Origin of the sequence: Shouchella miscanthi (assembly GCF_007725405.1) — a bacterium.
Taxonomy (GTDB): domain Bacteria; phylum Bacillota; class Bacilli; order Bacillales; family Bacillaceae_D; genus Shouchella; species Shouchella hunanensis.
Window position 1 is genome coordinate 3,062,616 of the sequence record NZ_CP042163.1, and the last position, 22,095, is coordinate 3,084,710.

Annotated in this window: 26 protein-coding genes and 1 pseudogene; 9 read left to right on the forward strand and 18 right to left on the reverse strand. The window is 40.2% G+C overall.

The genetic code is table 11. The annotated features are described in order from the left end of the window. Window positions 1–20: 20 nt before the first annotated feature. The 3 genes from FPV17_RS15550 to FPV17_RS15560 form a co-directional block, all read right to left on the reverse strand. Entirely contained in the window at window positions 21–644 is a 624-nt protein-coding gene (locus FPV17_RS15550; protein ID WP_035397613.1) for a 3D domain-containing protein, read from the reverse strand. Window positions 645–729: 85 nt separating this feature from the next. Beyond that, window positions 730–1,056, reverse strand: coding sequence for a YuiB family protein (locus FPV17_RS15555; protein WP_035397606.1), 327 nt, complete (start codon window positions 1,054–1,056; stop codon window positions 730–732). 121 nt (window positions 1,057–1,177) lie between these two features. Continuing rightward, window positions 1,178–2,380: an NAD(P)/FAD-dependent oxidoreductase gene (locus FPV17_RS15560; RefSeq protein WP_144559413.1), complete on the reverse strand. Its 1,203-nt coding sequence runs from the start codon at window positions 2,378–2,380 to the stop codon at window positions 1,178–1,180. A 250-nt stretch (window positions 2,381–2,630) separates the two neighbouring features. Between FPV17_RS15560 and FPV17_RS15565 the strand changes: the two genes are divergently transcribed. Continuing rightward, the gene (locus tag FPV17_RS15565) at window positions 2,631–3,626 is read left to right on the forward strand and encodes an NAD(P)/FAD-dependent oxidoreductase (RefSeq protein WP_246117045.1); all 996 of its coding nucleotides are present in this window, start codon (window positions 2,631–2,633) and stop codon (window positions 3,624–3,626) included. 39 nt (window positions 3,627–3,665) lie between these two features. Here FPV17_RS15565 and FPV17_RS15570 read toward each other — a convergent pair whose 3' ends face one another. From FPV17_RS15570 to FPV17_RS15585, 4 genes are read right to left on the reverse strand one after another with little or no spacing between them, the layout of a single operon-like run. Then, window positions 3,666–4,796 carry a mannitol-1-phosphate 5-dehydrogenase gene (locus FPV17_RS15570; RefSeq protein ID WP_035398263.1) on the reverse strand — a complete coding sequence of 377 codons (1,131 nt, stop codon included), beginning with the start codon at window positions 4,794–4,796 and terminating at the stop codon, window positions 3,666–3,668. Beyond that, complete coding sequence (locus FPV17_RS15575; protein WP_035398266.1) at window positions 4,796–5,230, reverse strand: PTS mannitol transporter subunit IIA; 435 nt, start codon at window positions 5,228–5,230, stop codon at window positions 4,796–4,798. Before FPV17_RS15575 ends, FPV17_RS15570 begins: the two co-directional genes overlap by 1 nt. After that, window positions 5,227–7,290, reverse strand: coding sequence for a BglG family transcription antiterminator (locus FPV17_RS15580; protein WP_144559415.1), 2,064 nt, complete (start codon window positions 7,288–7,290; stop codon window positions 5,227–5,229). The genes FPV17_RS15575 and FPV17_RS15580 overlap by 4 nt, the downstream gene beginning before the upstream one ends. A gap of 55 nt (window positions 7,291–7,345) precedes the next feature. Then, window positions 7,346–9,067, reverse strand: coding sequence for a PTS mannitol transporter subunit IIBC (locus tag FPV17_RS15585; RefSeq protein WP_144559416.1), 1,722 nt, complete (start codon window positions 9,065–9,067; stop codon window positions 7,346–7,348). Window positions 9,068–9,278: 211 nt separating this feature from the next. Between FPV17_RS15585 and FPV17_RS15590 the strand changes: the two genes are divergently transcribed. After that, window positions 9,279–10,106, forward strand: coding sequence for a transporter substrate-binding domain-containing protein (locus FPV17_RS15590; protein ID WP_144559417.1), 828 nt, complete (start codon window positions 9,279–9,281; stop codon window positions 10,104–10,106). Window positions 10,107–10,124: 18 nt separating this feature from the next. Then, window positions 10,125–10,799 carry an amino acid ABC transporter permease gene (locus FPV17_RS15595; RefSeq protein ID WP_035398270.1) on the forward strand — a complete coding sequence of 225 codons (675 nt, stop codon included), beginning with the start codon at window positions 10,125–10,127 and terminating at the stop codon, window positions 10,797–10,799. A 33-nt stretch (window positions 10,800–10,832) separates the two neighbouring features. On the opposite strand, the gene FPV17_RS15600 is transcribed toward FPV17_RS15595, so the two are convergent. Then, window positions 10,833–11,186 carry a HesB/IscA family protein gene (locus FPV17_RS15600; RefSeq protein WP_035398272.1) on the reverse strand — a complete coding sequence of 118 codons (354 nt, stop codon included), beginning with the start codon at window positions 11,184–11,186 and terminating at the stop codon, window positions 10,833–10,835. A 63-nt stretch (window positions 11,187–11,249) separates the two neighbouring features. Beyond that, complete coding sequence (locus FPV17_RS15605) at window positions 11,250–11,420, reverse strand: Spo0E family sporulation regulatory protein-aspartic acid phosphatase (protein ID WP_081762414.1); 171 nt, start codon at window positions 11,418–11,420, stop codon at window positions 11,250–11,252. A gap of 213 nt (window positions 11,421–11,633) precedes the next feature. On the opposite strand from FPV17_RS15605, the gene mqnE reads away from it, so the two are divergent. After that, entirely contained in the window at window positions 11,634–12,728 is a 1,095-nt protein-coding gene (gene mqnE, locus FPV17_RS15610) for an aminofutalosine synthase MqnE (protein ID WP_060703736.1), read from the forward strand. A 37-nt stretch (window positions 12,729–12,765) separates the two neighbouring features. On the opposite strand, the gene dapF is transcribed toward mqnE, so the two are convergent. The 3 genes from dapF to FPV17_RS15625 are packed head-to-tail and all read right to left on the reverse strand — an operon-like array spanning window position 12,766 to window position 14,131. Then, complete coding sequence (dapF, locus tag FPV17_RS15615) at window positions 12,766–13,617, reverse strand: diaminopimelate epimerase (protein ID WP_144559418.1); 852 nt, start codon at window positions 13,615–13,617, stop codon at window positions 12,766–12,768. Between the two features lie 6 nt (window positions 13,618–13,623). Beyond that, window positions 13,624–13,863, reverse strand: coding sequence for a hypothetical protein (locus FPV17_RS15620; protein ID WP_035398276.1), 240 nt, complete (start codon window positions 13,861–13,863; stop codon window positions 13,624–13,626). Window positions 13,864–13,906: 43 nt separating this feature from the next. After that, window positions 13,907–14,131, reverse strand: coding sequence for a YuzB family protein (locus FPV17_RS15625; RefSeq protein ID WP_246117213.1), 225 nt, complete (start codon window positions 14,129–14,131; stop codon window positions 13,907–13,909). Window positions 14,132–14,344: 213 nt separating this feature from the next. Here FPV17_RS15625 and FPV17_RS22245 point away from each other — a divergent pair. Continuing rightward, a pseudogene (locus FPV17_RS22245) lies at window positions 14,345–14,509 on the forward strand (TetR/AcrR family transcriptional regulator); the annotation flags it as partial. A 393-nt stretch (window positions 14,510–14,902) separates the two neighbouring features. Beyond that, window positions 14,903–15,970 carry an NAD(P)/FAD-dependent oxidoreductase gene (locus FPV17_RS15630; RefSeq protein ID WP_060704078.1) on the forward strand — a complete coding sequence of 356 codons (1,068 nt, stop codon included), beginning with the start codon at window positions 14,903–14,905 and terminating at the stop codon, window positions 15,968–15,970. Window positions 15,971–16,009: 39 nt separating this feature from the next. Here FPV17_RS15630 and FPV17_RS15635 read toward each other — a convergent pair whose 3' ends face one another. After that, on the reverse strand, window positions 16,010–16,342 hold the full coding sequence (locus FPV17_RS15635) for a YuzD family protein (RefSeq protein ID WP_081762415.1): 333 nt from the start codon (window positions 16,340–16,342) through the stop codon (window positions 16,010–16,012). Window positions 16,343–16,628: 286 nt separating this feature from the next. Between FPV17_RS15635 and FPV17_RS15640 the strand changes: the two genes are divergently transcribed. Together FPV17_RS15640 and FPV17_RS15645 are read left to right on the forward strand one after the other, a co-directional pair. Then, a complete protein-coding gene (locus FPV17_RS15640; RefSeq protein ID WP_035398283.1) occupies window positions 16,629–16,868 on the forward strand; it encodes a NifU family protein in 240 nt (79 codons plus the stop codon). A gap of 99 nt (window positions 16,869–16,967) precedes the next feature. Further along, window positions 16,968–17,189, forward strand: coding sequence for a hypothetical protein (locus tag FPV17_RS15645; protein ID WP_081762416.1), 222 nt, complete (start codon window positions 16,968–16,970; stop codon window positions 17,187–17,189). Between the two features lie 45 nt (window positions 17,190–17,234). Here FPV17_RS15645 and FPV17_RS15650 read toward each other — a convergent pair whose 3' ends face one another. From FPV17_RS15650 to yutH, 4 genes are all read right to left on the reverse strand, one after another. Further along, window positions 17,235–17,456, reverse strand: a complete 222-nt coding sequence (locus FPV17_RS15650) for a transcriptional regulator SplA domain-containing protein (protein WP_035398285.1) — start codon at window positions 17,454–17,456, stop codon at window positions 17,235–17,237. Window positions 17,457–17,501: 45 nt separating this feature from the next. Further along, window positions 17,502–18,392 carry a homoserine kinase gene (gene thrB, locus FPV17_RS15655; RefSeq protein ID WP_060703734.1) on the reverse strand — a complete coding sequence of 297 codons (891 nt, stop codon included), beginning with the start codon at window positions 18,390–18,392 and terminating at the stop codon, window positions 17,502–17,504. A 2-nt stretch (window positions 18,393–18,394) separates the two neighbouring features. Beyond that, window positions 18,395–19,456: a threonine synthase gene (gene thrC / locus FPV17_RS15660; RefSeq protein WP_144560506.1), complete on the reverse strand. Its 1,062-nt coding sequence runs from the start codon at window positions 19,454–19,456 to the stop codon at window positions 18,395–18,397. Between the two features lie 125 nt (window positions 19,457–19,581). Then, complete coding sequence (gene yutH, locus FPV17_RS15665; RefSeq protein ID WP_035398287.1) at window positions 19,582–20,628, reverse strand: spore coat putative kinase YutH; 1,047 nt, start codon at window positions 20,626–20,628, stop codon at window positions 19,582–19,584. 117 nt (window positions 20,629–20,745) lie between these two features. On the opposite strand from yutH, the gene FPV17_RS15670 reads away from it, so the two are divergent. Beyond that, on the forward strand, window positions 20,746–21,228 hold the full coding sequence (locus tag FPV17_RS15670) for a phosphatidylglycerophosphatase A family protein (protein WP_144559420.1): 483 nt from the start codon (window positions 20,746–20,748) through the stop codon (window positions 21,226–21,228). 100 nt (window positions 21,229–21,328) lie between these two features. On the opposite strand, the gene FPV17_RS15675 is transcribed toward FPV17_RS15670, so the two are convergent. Then, window positions 21,329–22,093: a TIGR01457 family HAD-type hydrolase gene (locus FPV17_RS15675; RefSeq protein WP_035398291.1), complete on the reverse strand. Its 765-nt coding sequence runs from the start codon at window positions 22,091–22,093 to the stop codon at window positions 21,329–21,331. Window positions 22,094–22,095 lie beyond the last annotated feature (2 nt).

The following is a 22,095-nucleotide window of genomic DNA, read 5'->3' on the forward strand; positions in this document are numbered from 1 at the left end:
TTGTAAGTGAGCTTGTTTTTTTAGGTTTCTCGTGTACGCTTGAAGTCATGAATACTCGTCCGCTCATTTAATTGGTTTAATTCCTCTTGCGTAATAGTCCCAGTTCCTTCTTTTATCACAAACACATCTAAATCTTTCTTCCCCCACTCATTAAACACATCTTCAATTGAATCATAATATAAATCAATTTTTGTTCCTTTTATGGCCGATCCTGTATCAGCTACAACGCCATACCCATATCCAGGAATAAACAATACCGTTCCTAAAGGGAATACCGTCGGATCCGCTGCCACTGTTGAATAAGCATCTCTTAAAACAGGCAATCCAGAATACGTAATGCCGTATGCTGGGTCTCCTGGATTTTTTCCAGTCGATTCTTCACCAGCTGTATAACCTGTTGCTGTAACGTGAACTCGATGATAGTCATTTGTCTCTAATTCTTGTTCCATTAACGTATAAGTAGGAACAGTCAACCCTGGTATAGATCGATCATGTTCATGAAACGGCTTTTCTCCCACATCTTGCACGTACAGTTTAGAAAAAGGTAAATTAGTAAAAACAGAAATAGTCATAAATACTGCACCTATAAACAAAGCACTCATAAATAAGCGAAACGCCCATTTAAACGTTGAATTATTATACATATTCAATGTCACACTCCTCTACTACAGCTTTTCCAGTAGAGAGAACATTATGCAAAAAAAAACAGACCATACGCGTTAGTCTGTTTTAAAACATCTGATAACCTGCTTTTCTTAGTAATTTCATAATAATTCCAGCGGCAATAGCACCTAGAAAGCCACTTGTTAACACAATGATATCTGCAACATATAAAGACGTTAACCGGTCAAATAGCTGCGTAAATGCCGCCCCCGGCTGTTGAATAAATGTTCCATAAGGCGCTCTGTTTACAATGAGCAATACAACAATTGGGTAAACAAATGCCATGATCCACGTTAATCGTAATACCATATTTAATAGAAAGCCAATTCCGGCAAATAAAATAAAAAACAATATAATCGATACAATTAATTGTAATATATGTAACCCTTCCATCATCCATCCTCCCCTCTCAGTGTACGAAAAAGCGCTTCCGAAAGTCAATACGAATCTACACTCATGAAAAAACAGTAAGGCACATTCGCCCTACTGTTTATTTTATAACCTCACATTCATTTTATAGAGGAAACTTCCCTTTTTTAAGAGTAAGCATCGGTCCACCAAGAATAAATAAGGCACGGTTATCAATCATTTTTTTCATGAAGTTTGCTGTTCCACCGTAAATTTTCTTCGAACCAACAACACCAATTGCTTCTTTTCCACCAAGAGAAGCTACAGTCCCTTTAATGTCTGGCTTAAAGCTCTCAAGACTTGAACCACCTTTGTTAAGTGTTACGATGTTATTTGCACATGTTTTAGCCATTTGCATCGCAATCTGTGCTGTCGGCGGATAAGGACGGTTTATTTCTTCATTAATAATCAGCGCACAGTCACCGATAACAAACACATCATCAAAGCCTGGTGCACGTAAATCCGGCTCCACTTTAATACGTCCACGATTTGCTTCAAAACCTGATTGATCAATAACTGGATTCCCACGAACCCCTGTCGCCCATACGATTGTCTCAGATTTAATCTCTTCGCCTTCTCCAACAATAACACCTGAAGCCGTAACCTCTTTAATAGGTGTGTTAATTTTGAACTCAACGCCACGACTTTCAAGCAAGTTCATTCCGTATTCAACAAGCTCTGGGTCGAATCCAGGAAGCGCGCTTGGAGCTGCTTCCACTACGAATAAACGAACTTTTTCACGTGGTACATCGTATTTTTTACATAGCTCTGGAATACGCTCAGATAATTCACCGATAAATTCAATACCTGTAAAGCCAGCGCCAGCTACTACGAATGTTAACATCCCCTCATGAGGATCAGCTGTGTTGTTGTAATTAGCAAACTGGGCATCAATGTGATCTTTTACTTGACGCGCGCCGTTTAACGTCCACTTTGTGAATGCATGTTCATGAACACCTGGGATGCCAAATGTTTCTGATACAGCACCTAACGATACAACTAAATAGTCGTAATCTAGCTCACCATCTTTAAGCATCACTTTTTTGTCGTCTGTTTTAATTTCTAGCACTTCATCTTGAACGAAATTCACTTTGTTTGTATTTAAGACATCGGAAATCTTAACTCGAGTACGATCTGGGTCCATCGTTCCCGCTGCTGGTTCATGTAACCACGTTGTTTGGTAATGGTAGTCGTGCTTATTAACAAGTGTAATGGATGCTTCGTTGTGCCCTAATTTTTTTGACAACGCTACAGCGGTATTCATTCCACCATATCCAGCACCTGCGATAACGATCTTTGCTTTGTTCACTTCAAATCACTTCCAATTTAGTATTTTAATTCTTATGGCGTTAATGTTTGTGAGAAATTTCACGTTCTTATTCACAACAAAGGAATTTCATAGAATCGTCATATAATCCAACACTCTAATAATATTCGTTTTTTCTTCAAAATTCAACTCCATTATACAAAAAAATTATCTTTCATTCCTGCCCTTTGTATTTGTTTCTTCCTCCATGTATAATGAGAAAGGATCTCAATTCAGTCGGGGGTGTAACACATTGGAAGAAAGAGAAGATTTGTATGATTTAACGATTATCGGCGGTGGTCCAGCCGGACTATTTGCAGCCTTCTACGCAGGTATGCGTCAAATGAAAGTAAAAGTAGTTGAAAGTATGCCTCAATTAGGTGGTCAACTTTCAGCACTGTATCCTGATAAATATATTTATGATGTTGCTGGTTTTCCAAATGTAAAAGCGCAAGATCTAGTTGATCAGTTGACTGCTCAAGCGCAGCAATTTAATCCTACACTTGCATTAGAGGAAGCTGTTCAAACATTGGTAAAGGAAAATGATGATACGTTTACATTAACCACAAATAAGCAATCTCATGCAACAAAAGCTGTTTTAATTACAGCTGGTGCTGGTGCTTTTGCTCCAAGAAAACTAAAAGTAGCAGATGCTGAACAATATGAAGATAAAAATATTCATTATTTCATTCGCGATTTAAGTGCGTTTACCGGAAAACGCGTTGTTGTTATAGGCGGCGGTGATTCTGCTGTGGACTGGGCATTAATGCTTGAGCCTATCGCAAAAGAAGTAACCCTCGTTCACCGTCGTGATGAGTTTCGCGCTCACGAACATAGCGTAGAATTGCTGAAGAAGTCTAAGGTGCGTTTATTGACACCATTTGAAACAACAGAGCTTCATGGCAACGGTGAGCTCGTTGAATCACTTACATTCACAAAAGTAAAAGGTGAAGAAACTGAGACGATTCATGTAGACGATGTTGTTGTCACATTTGGCTTTGTTTCTAGTCTAGGACCAATTAAAGAATGGGGATTAGACATTCATAAAAATGCGATTAAAGTGAACTCCAAAATGGAAACGAATATTGAAGGGGTTTACGCCGCTGGTGATGTGAGTACGTATGACGGAAAAGTAAAACTGATTGCTACCGGCTTTGGTGAAGCACCAACTGCTGTAAACAATGCAAAAGTATATATCGATCCAAAAGCCCGCGTCTTCCCTGGTCACTCAACAAGTCTTTTTGAATAAGAAGGAGCTCGCTACTAACGTAGCGAGCTTTCTTTCTTTTTATTCATGTCGTTTCCGTAGTAATTCAACAAGAGGGTGTGATTCTTCAATCCCAGTAATACTTGTAAACGCCCCGATTTTTCCTTTTTCTTCAATGAGCTGTTTAAGCTTTATACTTTCTTCATCTGTTTCATCATAAAAATGTAGGGCATCATCAATCGTTTCCACAAGTGATTCAGGATGCAAGCCTTTTTCAGCTAATGCTTTTGCTGGTTTTACTAAGCGATCCTTTACTCCTAATTTACGGATAGGGCCTCGACCAACACGTTGAACTTTATCCTCTAAATAAGGATTCTCAAATCGCGTAATAATTTTATCAATATAAGCTTCCTGTTCATCTGGATCAAATCCATGATCGTCAACTAGAATGGCTTTTGTTTCATTTAAAGCTCCGCGTACACGATGTTTAATATAATCACTCGCTAACGCCTCTTTGATCGTCTCAATCCCTGCTCGAAAGCCTGCATAAGAGGCTACAGCATGTCCAGTATTGACCGTAAACAGTTTACGCTCAATAAAAGGAGCTAAATCCTGTACTAGTTTCGCTTCACCTAGCGCTACGGTATCACCTATTAAGGACGGCTCCTCCACAACCCATTCAAAAAATGGTTCCACTGTGACAGCTAAAAGGTCTTCAGACTGCACATTCGGTACGATACGGTCAACGGCAGCATCTGCAAAGCCTGTGTATCCTTGGATCGTTTCCCATTCACTTTGACTTAGTTTTTCGATAACCGCTTCTTTCAGTTGTGATGTAGCGCGTATTGCATTTTCACAAGCAATAATATTAACCGGCTTTACCCCTTTACGCGCAAGCAACCCTTTGGCAATTGTGCTCGCAAGCATTGGCAAAATATGCGGTCCTACAGCCGTTGTAATCACATCAGCATCTTGAATCGCTTCTATTACAGCACCTTCGTTTTCTTTACTGTTGATTCCGGACACATTGTCCACAGTAAACGTCGTATGCTCTTCTCCAACAACATGAACTGTGTAGTTTCCACGCTCATTTAATGCTTGAATAACGGTATCGTTCACATCTACGAATTGTACGTGGTAGCCTGCATCAGCTAACAAAGCACCAATAAAGCCTCTCCCAATGTTTCCTGCCCCAAAATGAACAGCCTTCATTATTCAGCAACCTCAGAGAAAAAATCGAGTACGTCTTTTTCGGACTTCGCTTTAAGTAGTTCACGAACATTTTCTTCTTCAGAGCAAGCAATGGCAATCTGTGAAAGAATAGCTAAATGCTCGTCTCCTTTCCCAGCTATACCGATTACAAGCTGTACAGGGTTTCCGTTCCAATCCATTTCTTCCTCCAGTAATTGAATGGATAAACCAGAAGAACGTACTTCATCTCGTGCATCTTCTGTACCGTGTGGTATAGCAAGTAAATTGCCCATGTACGTGGACGTTACTTCTTCTCGTTCAAACATTTTATCAATGTACGTTTCGCTAATGTAACCTTGTTCAGCTAAAATTTCACCTGCTTGACGAATGGCTTCTTCTTTAGAGCTTACGTTCACATGTAAACGGATGTTTTCTTCTTTTAAAATACTCATCATGTATCGACTCCTTCGTTAATAAATCGCATTAAAAATGTTTTACTTTTTTCTTCAAGCAACGATTGGATGCTTGAAATGGTTTCTTCTTTAAAAACTTTCGTTTGTTCCTCCGATTCAATCAACAGGATACTTAAGTAACTCATATAAGCAAGCTGTTGCTCTGTTAAATCAAGAGGAGCTAGCATTAAGATAACCCTAGCAATGTCTTCTTTTTCTCCTGCCATCGATAACACAGGAGTAGATCGGCTTAATGTTAGTATCCCAAAAACAGGCGCAAGTATATCTTCTGTACGTGTATGATATAAAGCCATACCCGCATTTGGAATTGCTAACCCTCCAAGTTCTTCCCGCTCTTTTAAAGCCCTAAGAACCTGGTCGTGTTTTTTTACTTTACCCTTTTTTTCAAGATCCTCAACAACATTATCTAGATCGTTTTCTACGGTATCAATACGACAATGAAACACAGAATCAAGGACTTGTTCCATAAACAAGCTCATTGTTGTAATGTCCTTCATTGTTATAGGTGTCTGCAGCTCTCTAACTGAAGGAACGGTTACCATTGGTGGCTGTTCATTTTGACGATCTAGATACGTTTGAATCATCTTCACTTCATTGTCTGTTAAAACAGGACTAACATGGATTGCTTGACGCTTTCGCTCATTAATACGAACAGTAGACAAAAATAAATCAAAAGAATGAGGATCATATTGATTTAAATCTAATAGTGAGGCTAACGTAATCGATTGAACTTCAGGAAATTCATCTCGAATCCGACTAGACAGCATTCGAGCTGATCCGATCCCACTCGAACATACAACAAGCGCACGAATGGGTCCACGGTTACGATTTCTTGTAATGACCGCACCAAAGTGTAACGTTAAAAAACCAATTTCTTCATCTGGTAGTTCAATTGGCGAAAACACTTTTCCTGCTTTTTCTTTTGTAACATTGAATAGCGAACCGTAGTCTGCTTTAATTTTGTCGAGAAGCGGATTGTGTATTTTCATATGTTGCTCAACTCGATAAATCGTAGGTCGCAAGTGTGCAAGTAGTCCTTGAAAAAAGGAAGGATCGCTAAAAGAAATACGCAATGCCTCTTCCATTTCTCTTATAAGCGCTTTTACCCGATAAGACAGTTCAGGGTTCCCTTTTATAAACGTTTCTTCAAAAGGTTGAGACGTTCTCGTCCCTCGTAAATGCATGACTAAATAGCCGACTTCTTCTTTTGGAATATGAATATGAAACGTCTTCTCTAGCGCTTTTGCCAAGCTCTGCGCTAATGGCAACACATCTTTTTCCCGTTCTAGCACTTCTAGCTGCATAGCATCCATTTGAATCTTTTCACCTTGGCGAATTCGCTCGACTGCCAATGTAATATGAACGACGAGGGCTATATACGACTGGTCGGTTAATCGCTCCAAAGCCTCAGCATGAAGTTGAGCTAATGTTTTCTGAACGTTTCGTATTGTCACTAGATCAACGAAATGAAGCAAACGATTCGCTACTTCTTGTTGTAAATCCTCAGAAAAAACCGCATGATAAAACGTCTCTTCTGTTAAATGCTCTGAAAGAACAGCCGACATCGCTCGTCGTATAGACGTTTCGGTTCCAATTGCTTCAACCCCAAACCCTCTTTTTCGAACAAGTTCAATGCCAAAACGTTCAAGCCACTCACTCGCCTTATATAAGTCAGAACTAACGGTTGCTACTGCGACGTCTAACTCTTTTGCAAGGGCATAAAGTTTTACTGGCCCTTTCGCATCTAATAAGGTAGCAAGCAGTAGACTCACTCGTTCTTCTGCCGTTAAATGCTCTTGTTTGTTATCCGCTAATTTGGTTGCAAGCTTCTGCTTCGCTTCGATTGTGCCAAGAACTCTAACACGCGGTTTTCGCTGTAGCGTTAATTCATTCGTTTTAAGCGTCTTTTCTACATCTTTTAAATCGCGTTGAACAGTACGGAGACTAACCGAGGCCATTTCCGCTAGTTCTTTTATGCTCAATCCCATTTCATGATCCAGCAGCGTTTTAATGAGTATACGCTCTCTCGCCGTTAAGAACACAATAAAAACCTCCAATTACAGCAGGAAGCACCCCTAGAGTTAGGGATGCTATTTTTTATTTCAAGCGTTCAATTAACTCATCATACTTCGGACTGTTCATGAAGTTTTCCACGGAAATGTGTTCAGCGTTTGGCTGTTTTTGTTTTGCACGCTCCGTTAAGTCTTTATGGGTAATCACAATGTCAGCATCCGACGGAATAGAATTAATTGCTGTATTCGATATATGGATACCCTCAATGTTTGCCTTCTTAAACTTATTTTTTAATAAAGAGGCACCCATTGCACTTGACCCCATTCCGGCATCACACGCAAAGATAATTTTATCAACTTCTTCTTTTGTCGCTTCTGATGAAACAGGTTGCTCTATCGATTGACCACCTTTTAAATCTTCAATAATTTCATTATAGCGTGGGCTATTCATAAAATTATCCACAGATACGTGTATAGCAGATGGATTCTTTTGCTTAGCACGCTCGGTAAGATCCTTATGGGTAATCACAAGATCGGCACTGTCTGGAATATTGCTAATGGACGTATTCGAAACCGACACGCCTTCAATTCCTGCTTTCTTCACGCGATCTTTCATAATGGACGCACCCATTGCACTCGAACCCATACCAGCATCACATGCGAAGATGATGGATGAAACGTTTTCGTACCCATTTCCTGTTTTTGAACCGCTTGTTGAAACAACAGAAGATTTCTTACCTTTCATATCTTGCATCTTTGCTTGTGCTTCTTCAATATTGTCTTCCTCGCCTTTTTTGTCGAAGCGGAGGATAAGAGAAGCAATTACAAAGGAAACAACCGTCGCCACTAAGACCCCTAAAATAACACCTAGATAATCTCCCTGTGCTGTTAAAGCCATGATTGGAATAATACTTCCTGGTGAAGCTGGAGCAACTAAACCAACTTGGAAGAGGTTAAATACAAATACTCCAGATGCACCACCAAAGATAACGGCAAGAAACATTAATGGTTTCATTAATACATAAGGGAAGTAAATTTCATGAATACCACCAATAAAATGAATGATACCAGCTCCATATGCAGAGCCTCGAGCAACACCTTTACCAAATATCATAAACGCTAGTAAAATACCTAAACCTGGACCAGGGTTAGCTTCTAATAAGTAAAAGATTGATTTACCGAGAGTGTCAAATTGTGTTGCTGCTAAAGGTACGAGCACGCCATGATTGATGGCATTGTTTAAGAACAAGATTTTTGCTGGCTCAATAATAATACTTACAAGCGGTAATAAGCCAGTAGAGATAAGAAAATCTGCCCCTGCTCCTAGCGCACTTGTCAGTCCTTTTACAATTGGTGCTACAAGGAGTGATCCTATTACGGCTAAAGCAGCACCAATTAATCCAGCCGAGAAGTTGTTAACAAGCATTTCAAACCCTTGTCTAATCTTCCCATCAACCAATTGGTCAAACTTTTTAATGGCATAACCACCAAGTGGCCCCATAATCATTGCTCCAATAAACATTGGTGCGTCTGGTACAGCGGCAATGACACCCATTACTGCTGTTGCCCCTACTACACCCCCGCGCATATCATGGACTAGCTTACCACCTGTATAAGCAATTAGTAGTGGTAGCAAGTAGTAGATCATTGGTACAACCATGTTATCTAAAATTTGTATAAAGAAAAATGCATTAATAGCTGTGATAGTACCAAAAGCAATAAACGCGCCAATGTTTGGCATGATCATGCTACTTAAATTACTTCCGAATCGTTGTACACGGGATCGGATGCTTTTTTTCTCGGTCATATTCGTTCCTCCTATTCAAGTAAGTACTTTACTTGCATTTTATCCATCAATAGCTTGCCCTTCAAGAAAAGGAAAATACAATTTCGTCGCATTGGTTGCGACAAAACTGTTAAAAGTGCTTTCTTTTATAATAGAAGAAACTGTTTTCAACTTGATTGTTTTATACTTTCGTTGCATACTTACAAAGTACATAGAATTAGGGGGAATTACGATGATTAACAAACTTATTTTTCCTTCTTTGATCGCGACGGTTTTCCTTGCCGCTTGTGGATCAAACGAAGACAATATAGCATCTGGAAACACAGCTTGGAATGCCATTCAAGAATCTGGAACGATGACGGTCGCTACGGCTGGCACTTTGTTTCCTACTTCTTACCATTCGGAAGACGATCAATTGACTGGTTATGAAGTGGAACTTGTTAGGGAAATTGCTGCCATTCTTGATGTTGAAGTTGAATTTGAGGAAATTGGCGTAGATACAATGACACAGGCCTTAAACAGTGGTCGTGTTCATATTGCTGCCAATAGTCTGACAAAAACGGAGGAGCGGGAACAAAACTTTGATTTTTCTACTCCATATAAATACTCGTTCGGAAGTGCCATCGTTCGAGAGGAAGATTTATCTGGCATTGAAACGTTAGAAGACTTAGATGGAAAGATTGCGCTAGGAGCCATGAATACGACTTATATGCAAAAAGCAGAAGAATACGGCGCAACGCCAAAATTCTTTGATAATGTCACAAATGACGTCTATTTAAGAGCAGTCGAAAATGGTCAAGGAGACGTTATTCTAAACGATTATTACCTTCAATCCATTACAGTCAATCATTTAACGGATATTGATGTTCAAGTACATCCGACACTCTTTTACGATCCAAGCGAGCAAGGTATTATGCTTGCTAAAGACGAGCCTCTTTTACTTGAAGCGATAAATGAAGCCATTACACAACTATTAGAAGATGGAACAGCCGCATCGCTGTCTGAAGAATTTTTTGACGGCTATGATGTCACTCAGCTTCCTGATATTGATTTTGAATAACATAAAGGGTGTTTAAGAATGAGTTCTTTTGATCTGACACTTGCCATTGAATCGTTCCCCTATATTTTAAAAGGGCTTCAATATACTATGCTCGTTGCGGTTGTAAGCATGATCATTGCTTTAGTTCTTGGCTTTTTTCTAGCTTTAGGTAGGATGTCCAAGCATATTTATTTTCGCTGGCCAAGTATGCTTTTCATTTCCTTTAATCGCGGTGTACCGATCCTTGTTCTACTTTTTCTTCTTTACGCTGCACTACCAGAACTTGGGTTTAGTTTAAGCACAGTCGCTGCGGCTATCGTCGCCTTCAGTTTAAATACTTCCGCCTACATCGCGGAAGTAAACCGTTCGGCACTTTCTTCCGTGCCTTTGGGGCAACATGAAGCTGGCTCTGTATTAGGGTTAAATAAATGGCAGACGATGCGCTACGTTATTTTGCCACAAGCGATTCGTATTGCGTTACCTCCGTTAAGCAACGTCTTTTTAACACTCATTAAATCCACTTCAATTGCCTCTACGATTGCGTTACCAGAATTAATGTATCAAGCACGCATAATCGGTGGTCGTGAATTCAATTACTTAACCGTCATTATTGTAGCAGCATTAATCTATTGGGTTGTTTGCTCTTTACTATCCTGGCTACAACGGTATTTAGAAAAACGCTACAATCACTACTTAGAACCAGAACAAAAATAAGAAGAACCGAAGCAAACGCTTCGGTTCTTTGTTTTAACAGTTTTCTGGTGTACCGGCATTTGTTGCGGTTCTGAATGAAGAGCCACACCCACAATTGGCGATCGCGTTAGGATTATCAATCGTAAAGCCGCCACCCATCATATTTTGTTTATAGTCAATGACTAGTCCTTTAATAATTGGTTCACTTTCCTGGTCAACAATAACGTCAATTCCATTTACTTGGAATGCTGTATCGTCCTCTGTCTTCTCATCATCAAAGCCCATGCCATAGGAAAGACCAGAACAGCCTCCGCCTTGTACACCGATTCGGAGCTTTAGTGACTCGTCACCTTCCTCTTTCTTCATGGAAAGAATTTGCGCTGCCGCTGCATCTGTAAGAGTAATCATGTTCGTGCCTCCCTTTTTTCTTTCCTATAGTATAGACCTTTTTGTTTTTATACTCAAGTTTTTCTACTCTAAGGGTGATTGGTCTTTACGCATTAATCGATTATGTATATCGTCAATTTGTTCGCTGTATGTCAATACAAGAGGATGATTTAAACCATGACGCTTAGCCGCTTGCAGCATTTCATAGCGCAACAGCTCCAGCCTTTCCAAACATAGGTCATTCCGTACGTTCATTTTACCTCACACCTCAATTTTATAAGTATTCACCAACCTGTATATTACATCGTACACCTACCGTGTTTCAATAAGTCATTCTACTTATTTTCTTCCTTGTGTCTGTTTCACGTTTCTTTCTTTCTTAAAAGTGTAGTAGTATAATAGAATGTGAAATCAACAAAAAGACTTCGTTATGTGCATCAAGCGATGTTTTAAAGGAGGATTCCGAAGATGAGTGTGCTTTTGACAGACACAAACCTTCAAAACGTAAAAGAGAAAGTTTTGAACGGTGAACGCTTATCCATAGAAGATGGTCTAACATTATACGAAACACCAGATTTACTGGGTGTTGCTCAATTAGCTAATCTTGTAAACGAAAGAAAGAATGGTCAAAACGTTTATTTTATTGAAAACCTCTATATTAATCCGACAAATGTATGTGAGGCAAATTGTGGCTTTTGCGGGTTTAAACGGAAGCCAGGTGAAGAAGGTGCCTACACAATGGACGAAGAAGCGTTGTTAAAATACGTTTCTGACCGTTGGAACGATAATATTCGAGAGTTTCATATTGTTGGTGGTCACAACAATGAAGTCGGCTTTGACTATTACGTCAATATCGTTAAAACATTGAAGAAACATTATCCACAGGTAACAGTAAAAGCATATACTGGCGCCGAGATTGAATTCTTCTCCCGTCTCGCTGGCATTTCTATGAAAGAAGTGATTCAAACGTTAATGGATGCTGGCCTATCAACACTTACAGGTGGTGGTGCTGAGATATTAACGGAGCGCTACCGTGCCATTATGAGCCCTGAAAAAGCTTCTACTGACCAATGGCTTGAAGCACACGAAACGGCGCACAACCTTGGTTTACGCACGCATTCAACGATGCTCTATGGCTCAGTTGAATCAAAAGAAGAACGTTTGATTCATATGCAACGAGTACGTGAGCTACAGGACCGTACAAATGGGTTTATGGTATTTATTCCACTAGCGATGCAGCCAAGAAACGTGAAAGCTGGGTTAAATAGACGAACGTCTGCTTACGACGATATGAGAACCATTGCAGTTAGTCGCTTAATGCTTGATAACTTCCCTCATATTAAAGCCTACTGGATTAATATTGGCGTTCAACTTACACAAATGGCATTAACATTTGGATCAAGCGATATCCATGGTACATTAATTGAAGAACGGATTTCTCATTCTGTCGGCGCCTTAACGTCTGCCGGTATTACGAGAAAAGAATTAATTCATATGATTAAGAGTGCAGGAAAAAATCCGGTTGAGCGAGATACGTTCTACAACATTATTAAAGAATACTAAACAAAAAAGCTTGGGGCTTATTCGCCCCAAGCTTTTTTTACAAGCACACATCCCCACTGCATATATATTCAGCAGGGCCTTTCATCCACACATCTCCATCATCTTTCCACGTGATCTGTAAATCCCCACCTAATAAGTGCACAGTAACCTCTGATTCTTTCTCTAAGTGACCATTCAAAACACCTGCTACTACTGCTGCGCAAGCACCCGTTCCACAAGCCTGTGTTATACCGGAACCTCTCTCCCACACGCGGAAGTGAATTTCCTTTGGGCTCACAACTTCAACCCATTCGACGTTTACCCACTCAGGAAACCGGTCATGTTTTTCAATTAAAGGGCCAATTTCTTTAACTGGCGCCTTCTCAATTGAGTCGATAAATTGAACAGCATGTGGATTCCCCATAGAGACGGCGGTTACTCTAATGTCTTGATGGTACACAGGGATCGCTTCGTTAACGATCATTGCCTCACTATGCTCGTTTTTCATAGGAATTTCTTTTGCTAACAAACGTGGTTGTCCCATATTAACCGTTACAGATTGAACACAATTTTCATGGTCAACTGAAACGGTTGCTTCAACATTTCCACCTAACGTTTCAATTGTAAAAGAAGTTGTTGTTACAAGTCCATGCTCATAGCTATATTTTGCTACACAGCGCAAACCGTTGCCACAGTTCTTCGCTTCTGATCCATCATTGTTAAACACTCTCATTTTGACTGCTGCAGTTTGCGATGGATAGATCAAAATCATCCCATCGCTTCCGATACCTTTATTCTTATCTGCTAATCGTACAGCGGTTTCACTTAATTGCTTTTCGGGTAAGTTCTCATTAAACATATTGACATACACATAGCTATTCCCTAAACCATGCATTTTTGTAAATTTCATCTTGTTTCACCCTCTTAATGGTTGGTCTGCCCAGAAGTAATCATCATCTGCCTCTATTATTGTCATAACCGTATGACAGCAAGGCATATTTAAACGAACTTTAAACTGTTCTTTTGCGCGTTTTACGTCTTTTGGCTTCATGTTCGTTAACACATGTTCTTGCTTACAAAAAGGACATTCTTCAATATAGATATCTTTACCTTGTACTTCATATGGCCAAGTGTGACTAAATGGTAAAGGGTGCACAGTTCTCCTCCTCTATTGCTTGTTCAATACTCACTCAAACACGTTATGTTAAAGTAAAACATATCTTATTTATCTTTTCTAGTAATTGAGCTGGTGTCTCACCAGCAACATACGTATCATTAATGAACAGAAAATGCTCTTGGTTACACACTCCACACTGTGTTAAACAGCCATATTCTACTATTTCAACGTGTGGAAGTGACAGTAAGGAGTTAATGACTTCATCTGTCCCATTATGTACATTGTTCATGCAGCACTCAATCAACATCTTCACTTCGTTCACCTCTTTTTTATGCTACTTTGTCACTACTGTAAAGTCAATCTGAATCAAACGTATTGGTAAAAGAAGAAAGTGTAAATTTTGGGTTGTCGAATGAAAGCACAATCGGTATAATCAAAACTGACCAGAGTCATTTTTAGTTCCAATCACTCGTAACCGAGGTGAAAAAACAAACCGTATTCTTTGAACGGTTTTTAAAAAATGAATCAATCGAAAAAAAACCGAACACGATCTGCCATACTTCAATCTGCACATACCTTATTTTATGAAAAAGGGTTTGAAGAAACAACGGTTGCAGAAATTACAAAAGGAGCACATGTAGCGAAAGGTACATTCTTTAACCACTTCCCTACAAAAGAATCCATTTTACACGCTCTATTTGAGAAACAATTGTTAGAGCTATTAAATCAACAGCAAGAGAACCTTTCTTCAGAAACAATCTTAACGCAAATTCGTTCAAGCTTACTTTATTTACTAAAGGATTATGATATTCATCCTAGCCTAACGATTCAAACTTGGAAACATGTAATTGAAAATGAAAAGCGCTTGCACACATATTGGGTTGAGCTGTTAGAAAAAGCTTACGAAACACTTTCGTTAGCAGAGAGAGAGCATTACGCTCATATTATTAACAGCCATATTGCCTATACGATGAGTGCTTTCCATCAAGAATCCACAAGAATAGGACTTGTTCATCGAGCGATGTCCTTAATTGAAACTAGTTTTAACGCAATTTCGCTTAAAAGGAGATCTCTACTTATGAAGAAACTCGTTGTACTTGGAGCAGGTTATGGTGGTATGCGCGTCTTACAAAGACTGCTACCAAATGACTTACCAAAAGACTGGGAAATTATTCTCGTTGATGAAATGCCTTATCACTGTCTAAAAACTGAATACTATGCACTTGCAGCTGGAACCGCATCAGATCACCATTTACGAGTTACCTTCCCAGAAGATGCTCGTCTACAAATTAAATACGCAACTGTCACTGCTATCCACGCTGAAGACCACTCTATCCAGTTGAACAACGGTGAAACCCTTGCCTTCGATAAACTTGTTATCGGTTTAGGCTGTACAGACAAATATCACGGCGTACCTGGTGCGGATACATATACGTATAGCATCCAAACGATGAGTGCGACTCGCCGCACGTATGAAGCGCTAAATAATGTTAGACCAGAAGGCGTCGTCTCCATTGTAGGTGCTGGCTTGAGTGGCGTTGAATTAGCAAGTGAGCTACGCGAAAGTCGACCTGACCTTTCAATTAAACTATTTGATCGCGGCGAATCTGTTATGAGTCAGTTCCCTAAGAAATTAAGCGCATATGTTCAAAATTGGTTTGTAGAGCACGGAGTTGATGTCAGCAACAATTCAAACATTACGAAAGTAGAACCCGGCGCACTTTACAATCATGATGAACGAATTGAAAGTGATGCAGTCATTTGGACTGCTGGTGTCCAGCCTGTTCGTGTCGTACGCGATCTAGATGTAGAAAAAGATCGATCTGGACGTATCATTTTAACACCACAACATTTTATCCCCAATCATCCGGATATCTTTGTCGTTGGTGATTGTGCGAGCTTACCTCACGCACCAAGCGCACAGCTTGCGGAAGGGCAAGCAGAACAAATCGTTACCATCTTAAAACATCAATGGAAAGAGGAACCTCTTCCTGAAGAAATGCCTCGCATTAAGCTAAAAGGGGTTTTGGGCTCACTAGGAAAGAAACATGGTTTTGGTATGATGGGCGAACGTCCACTAACAGGCCGTGTAGCGCGAATCTTAAAAAGTGGAGTGCTTTGGATGTATAAGTACCACAGTGGCTGATAGTAAAAAGCGTTAAAGGAGTAGGTTCCTTTAACGCTTTTACTTGTAGAAAGAGGCAGAAAGAATGGCTTCTACTCGTTGTGTAACCACTTTCAAACTAGGATTTCCTTCCGCAAGAATTTCTCCGTTTACTACCAATAATGGATAGAAATACTCTTCATTTAAAATGGCTTCTGCTAGCTCTTTTTCTCGTTCGGTATTTGGGGACTCTATATCGACATAGTGAAAAGATAAATTTTCGTGAGGGAATTTCCGGGTTAATGCTGCTTCTAACCAATCTTTTGTCTCTAATGCGCTTGGCAAATGTACACAAGAAGCGCACTTTTGCTCTGCTCCATAAACCGTAAACTCAATTTTTTGCACCCACCTCATCCTTTCAATGCTCTTTCCTATTAGCTTACATGAGAACCGTGCTAGAAGCTATAAAAAAGATGCTTCCTTCTTTCTTCTCCTTCTCTCTCCATTCCTAATAAACCCTGTGAAACACCTTCAGAAGTCATTTTAATTAGAACGATGCATTAGTTAAACAAGGAGAATGGCCATTGTTCGCTTAATGCACGTCTTATCATCTGAACGAATCTAAAATAATTGAGCAGATGCATGGATTTTTTTCATCTAGGCGATTATAATGAGAGTATGATGAAAGGAGTGATTCCTAATGGAAACAAGCACAGATATGATGGAGCAAGTGCAAGAGGTATTGGATAAGCTTCGTCCGTTTTTGCTACGTGATGGCGGAGACGTTGAACTTGTTGATGTGGAAGACGGGATCGTAAAAGTACGCTTACTAGGTGCTTGCGGATCTTGCCCAAGCTCTACAATTACGTTAAAAGCTGGGATTGAGCGTGCCCTTTTAGAGGAAGTACCAGGGGTAGTTGAAATCGAGCAAGTATTCTAATCACCAGTCTATTCAGCAGTAAAGCATTGGCTTTACTGCTTTTTTGTGTACATAGTTTTCTTCTTTTGTAGAACACTTCTACTAAAGGAGGGTGACAACATGATGGCGAATGACGATAACCGTAGCGACAACGCAAGACAGATTCAATCCATTATTGAAGACACGAAGAAACGAATGCACGAGGCTGAAAGGTATAAGACTGAGCATGCTGCAGAATTGCATCCTGACGAAAAGCGAGCGCTGATTGAAAAGAAGCGTAACCGAGAAATGAGTCTCAACGCGCTTGAAAAGGAAAAAGAGGAAGAAAAGAAAGAGCGTTAATACTTTAGAAGGAGAAGGGTTGCTCAGACCCTTCTCCTTTTCTCTCTACATCATGTATTGGTTATACACTTGCTCTGCATCCTCATAAGAAGCAAAAACCGCATCATCTTCTTCTAATGTATGATAATAATCGTATACAACAACCGACGTTCCGAGTGCGTCAACCGATATATATCCTTCCTGTATTGTTGCAACAGTGGGTGTGTGGGGATTACTATAAATAACAAAAACCGACTGACCATCTTTCAATTCATTTACTTGTAGCATAGCATTCGCCTCCTTTTCACAGTAGTATGCCTACTGTTACAAAAGCTATGCTTGCACTACGGATAGTGCTGTTCCAACTGTAGCTGGTCTTACAACTTCAGCTTGATAATATGGAAAACGACGTTGAATCTCTTTTGCGAAGCGTTTGCCGCTACCTTGCTCCACAAAACACAATACCGTTGGACCCGCGCCACTTAAAGCAGCGCCATAAGAAAAGCGATGCTCATTTACAAAGTTCATGACGTCAGACCAATGCGGGATAAGGTGTTTGCGGTACGGTTGGTGGTACAAGTCTTCCATCATTAATTCACCGGCAAGACTCCAATTATCCGCTAGTATAGCAGCTGTCATAACATTTGAAACAGCGCTTGTCTGGATAGCTTGTTTGAATTGAAGCTGCTTTGGTAAAATACCTCTTGCTTTTTTCGTTTCCAAAATTTCTGGCGGAATAAGTGCGACTAACTCTACTTTTGGCTCTGAAACGTGAATAATGTCCGTACGATGATCTCGATGAGCCCCTACAATCAAACCACCATATATTGAAGGGGCAACATTATCTGGGTGCCCTTCAAAAAGGGATCCAATTCGCACTTTTTCTTTTTGAGACACGTTACGATCGGCACAATAGCAGGCAATTTCAATTCCAGCAACGATTGCTGCCGCACTTGATCCAAACCCCTTTGAGAGCGGGATATCATTTTTCATCGAAACACGACAAGGAAAAAGCGTCGTCTCCAAATGGTTTGCTGTAAATGCTGCCGCTTGATAAATTAAATTGTTCGGTCCTAAGTTTTCAAGTCCAGGGCTATCACAGTGAAAGGACCATGAGTCGCTTCGCTCTACATCTACGTGAAGATAGCGGTCTAACGCCATGCCAATTGAATCAAAGCCTGGTCCTAAGTTTGCTGTACTCGCTGGGATTGTCATTGCTAACATTGTTACACCACCATTTCTTTTCCATGCAGATACGCTTTAAACGCTTCATTTGTTTGATCTAATACCACTCGCTCTGATGGTGATACATCCATAGCCGTGATAGGATCTTTTAACCCATTTCCAGTTAAAACAGCAACCACTTTTGATCCTTTAGAAAGTTGACCATTTGCAACAGCCTTTTTAATTCCTGCGATCGAAGCACATGATCCTGGTTCAGCAAAAATACCTTCGTTTTTCGCCAGTTCTTGGTATGCTTCTATAATTTCTTCATCCGACACCATATCAATCAACCCTAGTGACTCTCTCGCTGCAAGGGTTGCTGTTGACCAACTTGCAGGGTTACCGATGCGAATGGCTGTCGCAATTGTCTCAGGATTGTCGACGACTTTATTTCGAACAATTGGCGCTGCCCCTTCTGCTTGAAAGCCAAATAGTTTAGGTAAGCCGGTTTGAAATCTTTGATGGTATTCTTTAAAGCCTAACCAGTATGCAGAAATATTCCCTGCATTTCCTACTGGAATAGCCAGCACATCTGGGGCAGAACCTAATTGATCACAGATTTCAAATGCGCTTGTTTTTTGACCTTGCAATCGATATGGATTAACAGAGTTTACAAGTTCAATGGACGAATCCTCAGTCACTTCTCGTACAGTTTTTAATGCTTGATCAAAGTTCCCTTCCACTTCAATCACTTCAGCACCTAACATCACCGCTTGAGCCAGTTTCCCTTGAGCAATTTTCCCTTTAGGAATAACAACAAATACCTTTAGTCCTGCTTTCGCCCCATATGCTGCAGCCGATGCAGCTGTATTTCCTGTTGAAGCACACATAATGGCGGATTTCCCTTTTTCAACGGCTTTTGCTACTGCCATGACCATGCCTCTATCTTTAAACGAGCCTGTTGGATTAACCCCCTCATGTTTTCCGTATAACTCGATGCCCAACCGTTCAGATAAACGCTCAAAATGAACGAGTGGTGTATTCCCTTCTCCAAGAGAAAGCTTAGGTGTTTGATCTTGCACAGGTAAATAAGCCTTATATTCTTGCAATAATCCCTTCCACATCAACAACTACCCCACTCCTTATCCCCCTGGTCTTGGCTCAAACCAATAAGTCTTTCCCAGAAGAACTAATGTCTTTATATAATGGACATTATATCGTCAGTTGCGATGGTTTTCAAGAGAAAAAATTAAATTTTTTGACCAATAATCCAATCTAATTCTGGAATAGACTGGTAGCGATGAAGTTTGGCTTCTTCTGCCAGCTCATTTAAGAAAGCACCATTTTCTTTTTCTTTGTCGAGAAACGACTCAATTTTGGAAGCAAATTGAAGCTGCTCCTGCGGCATTTGCGCTCTGTAATATTGTTCTACTAGTTCAAAATAATAAAGCGGGAAGAGCAATCGAGCATACATGAGCTGCCAAGAGTAGCGTGACAAAACTTGTGTTTCTTCATAACCTCTTAAAAAAAGGGAAATCTCTTGTTTCATTTGTCGATGTCTTTCCTCTGGCTGGACACGCCGATCGCGGATCCACTCAGCTAAGTCACGGGCTGGATGGTCAAACAAAAACGTTGTTGGCAGCTTAATAATTTGACCACTCTCTGATACTTTTAACCACGATGTGTCTTTAAAACGACTATGACAAATCGTACCACTATCCCGTGGCTCCATTGGGATATCTAGCTCTGTATCTACAGCGTACTGAATGGCATTTTCTGTTACGCCCATAAAGTAAGGATACGTATATAAAAACACTTCATCCGTTATCGTTGTCGGCCCCGTTGCTCGTTTTTGCGCATACCAATTTTCAAGTTGTTCTAAACGCTGTTCCCAAATAGTTGGCCAACGCCCAGCTGTCAGCGCCGTCCAGTTCGCAGCCCCTTGTTGGCCTTTTACATGCCAGTCTCGTAGTTGCCCTCCTAAATCTTGAGTAGAACGAATGCGTACACTGCGATCTTCTCGTACAGTTGGAATTTTAAATATATACACCTCGGAACCATCGATAAGAGTCGATGGTTGGTTTGAACGGTTTTGAACAAGCTCAAGGACAGAATAATCGCCAACACTTCTCATATAATCAGAGAAGGCAAGCATTTGCGACTCCTCCATCTGCAGTTCATCCTTTGGAATGATCAAATACGATTCTTGGTTAGCCTGAAACCCTTCAAAGTCTCCAATTGAAAACCGTTCCGTACAGTACAATTTATAATGATCGTACAAATTGCGTTCAAGCATGAACATGCCTCCTTCTCTTATGTAGTCTTACTAGTCTATGACCTAATCGCATAAAATGTGTATGGCAACGTAAACTATAAGGAACGATTTATTCACGCAAGAGAGATGGGGGATCATATGGATTCTGTCGAAAGAACAGCTCGGGATCTTTTAGTAGAACGAGGAGTTCCAATAGAGGAAATCGCAGAACTTGTTTATGAGCTACAAAGCCATTACCATCCTGCTTTAACGATTGAAGCATGTATTGAAAATATTGATCGGGTTTTATCAAAAAGGGAGGTTCAGAATGCCATTATCACTGGTATTCAACTTGATAAATTAACGGAGAAGAAACTGCTCGATGAACCACTTCAATCGATTTTAGCAAGAGATGAAGGTTTATACGGAATTGATGAAATCATTGCCCTATCCATTGTAAATGTTTATGGATCAATCGGCTTTACTAACTATGGTTACGTGGATAAAATGAAACCTGGCATTATTAAAAAGTTAAATGATAAGCATTCACCCTTATGTCACACCTTTTTAGATGATATTGTTGGTGCTATAGCCGCAGCAGCATCTAGCCGTTTAGCCCATCGAAAGGCAAACACGGAATAAAAGAAACGACGCATACGTCCCGGAGTATTCAATGCAAAAAAAAGACGATTCCTCAACTCGTAGAGCGAATCGTCTTTTCCTCATGTCTTATACATTTTGTTTAAACCTCTTCCAATTGCCAGCGATCTAAAGAGGAAATTGAAAAGGTTGGTTGGTTTTCATAGCTAGAACAATCGAGGGTGACACCTGTCTTTACGTGCAAGGTGGACATACCAGCGTCAATACCTGTCCTAATATCTGTTTCATAATTGTCGCCAACTAAAATGGTTTTGTCTTTTCGAAACTGGAGTTGCTCTAATGCCATTGTGATGATTTCTTTATTTGGCTTTCCAATTGTTACTGGCTCTTTCTGCGCAGCATATGAAATGGCAGCAACAATTGCGCCATTTCCACACACAAGCCCATTTGAAGATGGCAACATGCGATCTGGATTCGTGGCAATAAAAAGAGCTCCCTCTTTTACTAAACGCGCGGCTTGGCTCATCTTCTCATATGTGATGTGTCGATCAAGGCCAACAATGACTGCATCCGGCTGCGTTTCATCTTTAACAAACGTTGAAAAAGCCGTTTCTAACCCTTCTTCTCCAACGATAAACACGCGAGCTTTTTTTATCTTTTTTTTAACATATAGTGCTGTTGCTAAAGCAGATGTTACAATTTGATTTGTTTCAACATAAAGTCCAAATTTGCGAAGCTTATCCGCTACCTGTTCTGGTGTTTTTGTTGAATTATTTGTAATAAATCCATACGGAATGCCCTGCTGATTCAGTTTAGTAATAAACGAAATGGCACTATCAATTGGTTTTTCTCCATTGTAAACAGTGCCATCCAAATCAAATAAATAACTTTCATATTGACTGAGCATCT